We start from the raw sequence: 7,184 nt of genomic DNA on the forward strand, positions 1-7,184 counted from the left end.
CGCTCTTCCTGTCCGGTCAAATACAAAAAGCCAAGCAACGCTTCAAACCCGGTGCTAAGGCGATAATCAGCCACCCGCGCATTCTTTGGCATGGTCGCCGATTTGGCGTTCCGGCCCCGTCTCAGTACTGCCTGTTCTTCTTCCGTCAATCGCTCCCAAATTCCGCTTACAATACCTGCCTGTGCCTTAGCCGACACATAGCGTACCGCAGCACGTTGCAGCAGGTTCGGTTTGACTTCCCCCGCTGCAATTAAATGCTGGCGTACACGAACCTCCAATACTGCATCGCCCATATAAGCAAGCGTGAGCGCATTCATCTGCTTCGGATCTCTTATTAGTTTGTCCTGCTTCATAGCCGCTCCTTCTCCCGGCTTATTTTCGATGCCATCGTATGCCCTGCGGCGTATCTTCCAGCACAATTCCCATCTCCTGCAGATGGTTGCGGATTTCATCGGCGCGGGCGAAATTTTTCTCTTTCCGTGCTAGCGTTCTCTCTTCAATTAACGCATTGATTTCTTCGTCAGACGGACCCGTTACGGACGCTTCAGCTTCACCAAAAGAAATACCCAATACATCGCCTAATTCGGCAAACAGGGATAAATAAGCTTCCGCTAATTCTTTCTTCACTGCGCTCCCCGCCATGAACTGATTGACTTCACGCACGATATCAAACAGTACTGTAATCGCATCTGCCGTATTAAAGTCATTATTCATCTCTTCGATAAACCGCTTACGGAATGCATCCAACCGCTGTTTTTCTTCTTCTGTTGTGACTTCATTGGCTGCGGAAATGAGATGATGTTTCAGATTGCGAACACATGTATCTATGCGCCCCAGACTGTTTGCCGCCTGCTGCAGCAGTTCATCGCTGAAGTTGATAGGATTACGGTAATGGGCGCTCAGCATAAAGAAACGGACAACACGCGGTGAATATTTTTCCCGCACGTCCTTTACAAGGATGAAGTTACCGAGTGACTTGGACATTTTTTCATTTTCGATGTTAATATATCCATTATGCATCCAATATTTCGCCATCGGATGACCTGTTAAACATTCCGATTGCGCAATTTCGTTTTCATGGTGCGGGAAGGTCAGATCATGCCCGCCGCCATGAATGTCAAACGTGTCACCCAAATATTTGTGCGACATCGCCGAACACTCAATATGCCAGCCCGGACGCCCTTTGCCCCATGGACTCTCCCAGTAGATTTCCCCTGGCTTCGCACCTTTCCACAGCACGAAATCAAGCGGATTCTCTTTCTTGTCATTGACCTCGATACGCGCTCCCGCCTGCAGTTCTTCAATATTCTGATGCGACAGCTTCCCGTACTCCGGGAATGAAGCCGTACGGAAATACACGTCTCCACCTGCTACATACGCATGCCCCTTCTCGATCAATCCTTCGATAAAGAAGATAATTTCCGGAATATGCTCGGTGACTTTCGGATGAATATCAGCTTCTTTGACACCAAGCGCACGTACGTCCTCTACAAAAGAGGCAATGAACTTTTCCGCCACTTCCTCGACGCTCATGCCGCTCTCGTTGGCTTTTTTTATGATTTTGTCGTCCACATCAGTGAAATTTTGAACATAGGTTACATCGTATCCGCGATACATGAAATAACGGCGAACCACATCAAACACAATCGGCGGACGGGCATTTCCAATATGAATGAAGTTATAGACCGTAGGCCCACACACGTACATTTTTACCTTACCCGGCTCAAGAGGAACAAACTCTTCTTTTTTGCGTGTTAGCGTATTATATATTTTAATATTGCTCATCGGACTGTCGACTCTCCTTCAATTGTTTTACTTCCTGTCTAAGCATGTCAATCTCGCGCTGCATCGAACGCATAACTTCACCAATCGGGTCAGGCAGATTCACCTGATCCAAGTCTTGCCCTACACGTATGCCGTCCTGTATGACAATCCGGCCCGGAATACCGACGACAGTCGAGTTTGGGGGCACTTCCTGCAACACGACTGAACCAGCACCGATTTTGGAGTTATCACCGATCGTCATCGAACCAAGCACTTTGGCCCCAGAAGCGATAAGGACGTTATTGCCGATAGTCGGATGGCGCTTGCCTTTTTCTTTACCGGTGCCGCCCAGAGTCACTCCCTGATAGAGCGTTACATTATCGCCGATTTCACACGTTTCTCCGATAACGACACCCATTCCATGGTCAATAAACAGCCCCTTGCCGATCTTCGCTCCCGGATGAATCTCAATTCCTGTCAACCATCGACCAAACTGGGATACCATCCTTGCTAAAGTATAAAACTTTCTATTCCATAGGCCATGGCTTACACGGTAAAACCAGATCGCATGCAATCCGGAGTACGTAAGTATGACCTCTAATGTACTGCGCGCCGCCGGGTCCCGTTCCATAACCGCACCAACATCTTCCCGCAGTGTTTTAAGCATCTTTTCACTCCTTTTTTTCAAAAAAAAAGCCTCTACAGCCAGTCTTCGGCTGCAGAGACGGTCGATGATTTCCGCGGTTCCACTCTGCTTCATCCTGCTTGAATCCGTAAAAGCAGGATGCTCTTTGCTACCGGTAACGCGGGAAACGGAGCTTCCTACTGACATATAAGGTGTTCGGAAGCCCGGCTCACGGATGCATTTCCGAAAACGGAGAACAGGGCCGCTTCCAGCACGGTACAGCTATTCTGTACCGGCGGCCTTCTCTGGTGCTCTCTTTCTTTTTCGTACTTCTTCCGCTCTTTGCCGTTGAATATTGGATTTTGTCGTATTATTTTACAATCTGTTCATAGTGATTAGCTACATTCGCCACTCGCTGCATTACGGTTTCGCGTCCCAGCAGAAACAACGTCTCGTTCAGATCTCTGCCGTGGGTAAATCCGGTAACCGCCACACGAACCGGCATGAATAATTTCTTACCTTTTTGTCCGGTCGACTTCTGCACGGCTTTTAACGCACCTTTAATTGTGTCAGCGGTATATTCATCAAGTGCCGCCAGCTCTTCATAGAAAGCCTTCATTACGTCCGGCACCTGTTCTTCGGCCAGCACAGTTTTTGCTTCTTCATCGTATTTTACTTCGTTTTCGAAGAAGGACGCGGCCAACTCCACGATTTCTGCCGCATAATGCAGCTGTTCCTGATACAGGGCTACCAATCTCTCTGCCCATATACGCTGCTCATCACTCAATTCCTGCGGAAGCTGCCCTGCGCTTTGCATATGCGAAATACAGAGTTCAGCAATTCGCTCCACCGGTGTCTGCTTGATGTAATAATTGTTCATCCAGTTTAGCTTATGAACGTCGAAGATGGCAGGTGACTTGGAGACACGGCTTAACGAGAACTTCTCAATAAGCTCCTCACGCGTGAATATCTCCTGCTCTTCTTCCGGAGACCATCCGAGAAGCACGAGAAAATTCATGAGAGCCTCCGGCAAATAACCCAGCTCCCGGTATTGTTCCATAAATTGAATAATGGACTCGTCCCGTTTGCTCATCTTCTTGCCGTCCGGATTCAGGATTAACGCAACATGCGCAAATTCAGGCGCTTCAAAACCGAGCGCTTCATAAATCATCAACTGGCGCGGTGTATTGGACAAATGCTCTTCACCGCGGATGACGTGCGTAATCTTCATTAAAGCATCGTCAATAACAACTGCAAAGTTATATGTTGGGATACCATCCGGACGACAAATGACAAAATCGCCGATCCCGTTCGATTCGAATGTGACTTCACCACGGATGTGATCATGCACGGTATATTCACGATTTTCCTGAACACGGAAACGAATGGAAGCTTTGCGGCCTTCCGCTTCATAGACTTCAATTTGTTCCGGAGTCAGATTGCGGCATGTTCCCGCATAGCGGGGCGTCTCGCCTCTCGCTTTCTGCGCCTCACGTTCCGCAGTCAGTTCTTCTTCCGTACAGTAGCAAGGATACGCTTTTCCTTCCGCTACCAGTTGGTCAATGTATTTCTGATAAATATCCAGCCTGTCCATGGAACGATAGGGACCGACACCGCCGTCCTTGTCAATGCTTTCGTCCCACTCCGTGCCAAACCAGCGCAGACTCTCGATTAATTTTGCTTCCGCATCTTCCACATTTCGCTTCCGATCCGTATCTTCAATGCGGACAATAAAATCACCGCCGTGGTGACGGGCAAACAGATAGTTAAACAGCGCCGAGCGGGCGCCTCCAATATGTAAATGTCCGGTTGGACTCGGTGCAAACCGTACGCGGACTTTTTTCGACATGAACTGCCACCATCCTTCAGTTTTTTCGCTTCATCTATTATAAGCCTACTTTTTGTAACAATACAACAGCCATGGCTGCGATTCCTTCGCCCCTGCCTGTAAAGCCGAGCTTCTCCGTTGTGGTGGCTTTCACATTAATCCGCTCTGTTTCCGTTTCGACGCAAGCAGCAATTGTCTCGCGCATTTGCTCTATATGCGGCGCCATTTTTGGCCGCTGGGCAATAATGGTTGCGTCCACATTGCCGATAGTATATCCTTTTTCTTTTACCATCTTCCAGACATCGCGCAGCAGCACTTGACTATCTGCATCTTTGAATGCGGCGTCCGTATCCGGAAAATGCTTTCCGATATCACCAAAACCCAACGCCCCCAGAATGGCATCAGTAATCGCATGCAACAGCACATCCGCATCCGAATGCCCAAGAAGCCCTTTCTCATAAGGGATCTCCACACCGCCGATGATGAGTTTGCGGCCTTCTACCAACTGATGAACATCAAATCCCTGTCCTACCCGAATCATTGCTCCCTCTCCCTTCTCCACTTCAAAATCGCTTCGCCGAACACAATGTCCTCCGGCGTAGTCAGCTTAATATTCGTATATTCTCCTTCTACAACATGCACCGCCCGTCCGATTCTCTCCACCAGCGACGCATCGTCCGTGCCCAGAAAACCATCCTTTCGCGCCTGTTCATGGGCAGCAAGAATATCGGACAAAGCAAAAGCCTGTGGCGTTTGTACAGCCCACAAGCTTTTCCTTGGCGGTGTGTCCATCACAACTCCCGTCTCGTCCGTCCGCTTGATCGTATCCTTCACGGGTACAGCCAGAATGGCAGCGCGCTTCACACGCACCGCATCGACCAACTTCTCAAGCGTCGAACAGGAAAGAAACGGCCGGGCACCGTCATGGATCATGACATAGTCGGAAGAAGAGAGTGCCGTAATCCCCAGGTATACGCTGTCCTGACGCTCCGCTCCCCCCGGGATTACCAGAGCCTGCGGATACGCCGCGAGCAGCTTGCGCGTGCGCTCTACATCTTCCTCCGCTGTTACAACGACAATTTCCTTCACATATTCCAGTCCGACAAACAGGTCAAGCGTATGGAGCAGCACCGGTTTTCCGGCCAGTTCAATGAACTGCTTTTTCACCGGTCCGCCCATGCGTTTTCCTTGCCCTGCGGCTGCAATGACTACACCTATATTCACTTCATTCACTCATTTCCTACAGCGCTTTTTCCATTAGCTTCGGCTTGGCGAAAATCATTCGTCCGGCCGACGTCTGCAGCACGCTTGTGACAATGACGTCCAAAAATGAACCGATGTATTCGCGTCCGCCTTCTACCACGATCATCGTGCCATCATCGAGATATGCCACGCCCTGACCATTTTCTTTACCATCTTTAATTACCTGCACATGCAGCTCTTCCCCCGGCAGAACCACCGGTTTGACCGCATTCGCCAAATCGTTAATATTTAAAACGGAGACACCCTGCAATTCACATACTTTATTTAAGTTAAAATCGTTCGTCACGACTTTCCCTTTCATCACTTTGGCCAGCTTAACCAGCTTGCTGTCCACTTCGCTAATTTCATCAAAGTCCTGATCCGTGATAATAACCTTTACCTTTAATTCTTTTTGAATCTTGTTTAAAATGTCAAGCCCGCGACGCCCACGATTACGCTTTAGCGCATCGGAAGAATCAGCGATATGCTGCAACTCTTCAAGGACGAATTCCGGAATGACAAGTGCGCCTTCGATGAAGCCCGTTTTACAAATGTCCGCAATTCGTCCGTCGATAATTACGCTTGTATCAAGAATTTTATAAGGAACTTGGTTTACTTCTTGTTTTTCCTCTTTCTTCTTGTCACTTTTAAAGCGACCGATAGAAAAAACCGACATAATTTCATCGCGTTTGCGCAGACCTACCTGAAAACCAATGTAACCGCACAAAACAGAAATAAGCAGCGGGAGCAATCGCGCCACGATCGGAATGGGAATGCTATTGATAGGAAGAAAAAGCAAAAACGCCACAATAAGTCCAATAATAAGCCCCATAGCTCCAAACAGCACATCCGTAATCGGAAGCTTAATTAGCGTCTCTTCACTGCGTTTAATCGTCTTCACAATATATTCTGTCGGCCAAGAGGTAATGAAAAAGAATAGCACTGCACCAAGCACCGCGCTAATATACTCCACACCTGGCACTGCCCCGATATAGATAAGCGAATTCAGCAATTCCAACAGGTCGGGGCCAAATTGATATCCCAATCCTGCACCAACCAGGAGGAAAAACAACTGAATAATTCTTCTGACCATACATTCACCTCCTCAAAATGATTCATATTTCATTATAGTCATATCTACCAAATAAAAAACGCTCGAAAGCAAAACAGTTTGCCAAAATTTGCTTTCTATTTCTCTTACGTAAACACGGAGCAAAAAGTTACATGGAAAGAAAAGAGAAAAGCTTCTCTTAGAGAAGCTTTTCCCCTCTAACTATTGACTACCTGCTCTAACAGGTCAGTCGCCTGCTCTTCATCAATATTTTTGACGAGCACCAATTCACTCAGCAAAATTTGTCGAGCGTTATCAAGCATCTTACGCTCGCCCGTCGATAGTCCTTTTTCTTTCTCTCTGTGCATTAATTCACGAACAACGCCAGCAACTTCGTAAATGTCACCCGTCCGCATCTTCTCCATGTTCTTACGATACCTGCGGTTCCAGCTGATGCTCAGGTCATCTTCTTCACGTCGCAAAATTTCCATCACTCTCTCAAGTGCCGCCATATCTACTACCTGACGAATACCAAGTTTCGACACTTTTCCCATCGGGATCATGATCTGCATATTGCCGACCGGCATCTTCATAATATAGTACTGCTGTTTCTCACCAAGAATCTCCTTCTCTTCAATGGCTTCGATGATACCTGCTCCATGCATTGGATAAAC

8 protein-coding genes and 1 other annotated feature are annotated in these 7,184 nt (G+C 47.9%); all 8 genes read right to left on the bottom strand.

Annotation, left to right across the window (positions count from 1 at the left end):
• On the bottom strand, positions 1 to 353 hold a 353-nt coding region (locus tag B2899_RS17105; protein ID WP_286887351.1), incomplete at its 3' end, for a Mini-ribonuclease 3.
• Between the two features lie 19 nt (positions 354 to 372).
• The gene (gene cysS / locus B2899_RS17110; RefSeq protein ID WP_286887335.1) at positions 373 to 1,785 is read right to left on the bottom strand and encodes a cysteine--tRNA ligase; all 1,413 of its coding nucleotides are present in this window, start codon (positions 1,783 to 1,785) and stop codon (positions 373 to 375) included.
• Positions 1,772 to 2,524: a serine O-acetyltransferase gene (gene cysE / locus B2899_RS17115; protein WP_281286012.1), complete on the bottom strand. Its 753-nt coding sequence runs from the start codon at positions 2,522 to 2,524 to the stop codon at positions 1,772 to 1,774. The genes cysS and cysE overlap by 14 nt, the downstream gene beginning before the upstream one ends.
• Positions 2,482 to 2,741, bottom strand: a binding site (T-box leader). It overlaps the preceding gene by 43 nt.
• A gap of 18 nt (positions 2,742 to 2,759) precedes the next feature.
• Positions 2,760 to 4,238: a glutamate--tRNA ligase gene (gene gltX, locus B2899_RS17120; RefSeq protein WP_146810735.1), complete on the bottom strand. Its 1,479-nt coding sequence runs from the start codon at positions 4,236 to 4,238 to the stop codon at positions 2,760 to 2,762.
• A gap of 37 nt (positions 4,239 to 4,275) precedes the next feature.
• Entirely contained in the window at positions 4,276 to 4,758 is a 483-nt protein-coding gene (ispF, locus tag B2899_RS17125; protein WP_286887339.1) for a 2-C-methyl-D-erythritol 2,4-cyclodiphosphate synthase, read from the bottom strand.
• Complete coding sequence (gene ispD, locus B2899_RS17130; RefSeq protein WP_286887341.1) at positions 4,755 to 5,441, bottom strand: 2-C-methyl-D-erythritol 4-phosphate cytidylyltransferase; 687 nt, start codon at positions 5,439 to 5,441, stop codon at positions 4,755 to 4,757. Before ispD ends, ispF begins: the two co-directional genes overlap by 4 nt.
• A gap of 16 nt (positions 5,442 to 5,457) precedes the next feature.
• Positions 5,458 to 6,552 (bottom strand): PIN/TRAM domain-containing protein, encoded by a 1,095-nt coding sequence (locus B2899_RS17135; RefSeq protein WP_146810729.1) that lies wholly within the window; start codon positions 6,550 to 6,552, stop codon positions 5,458 to 5,460.
• Between the two features lie 176 nt (positions 6,553 to 6,728).
• Positions 6,729 to 7,184 (bottom strand): CarD family transcriptional regulator (locus tag B2899_RS17140; protein ID WP_286887343.1); only part of this gene is annotated, 456 nt, incomplete at its 5' end.

This window comes from Aneurinibacillus sp. UBA3580 (assembly GCF_002375825.1).
GTDB lineage: Bacteria > Bacillota > Bacilli > Aneurinibacillales > Aneurinibacillaceae > Aneurinibacillus > Aneurinibacillus danicus.

What these genes read in the sequence shown, in the direction of transcription:
- cysS (WP_286887335.1), bottom strand. Translation starts at nt 1,785, where the DNA reads ATGAGCAATATTAAAATATATAATACGCTAACACGCAAAAAAGAAGAG.
- B2899_RS17135 (WP_146810729.1), bottom strand. Translation starts at nt 6,552, where the DNA reads ATGGTCAGAAGAATTATTCAGTTGTTTTTCCTCCTGGTTGGTGCAGGA.
- cysE (WP_281286012.1), bottom strand. Translation starts at nt 2,524, where the DNA reads ATGAAGCAGAGTGGAACCGCGGAAATCATCGACCGTCTCTGCAGCCGA.
- ispF (WP_286887339.1), bottom strand. Translation starts at nt 4,758, where the DNA reads ATGATTCGGGTAGGACAGGGATTTGATGTTCATCAGTTGGTAGAAGGC.
- gltX (WP_146810735.1), bottom strand. Translation starts at nt 4,238, where the DNA reads ATGTCGAAAAAAGTCCGCGTACGGTTTGCACCGAGTCCAACCGGACAT.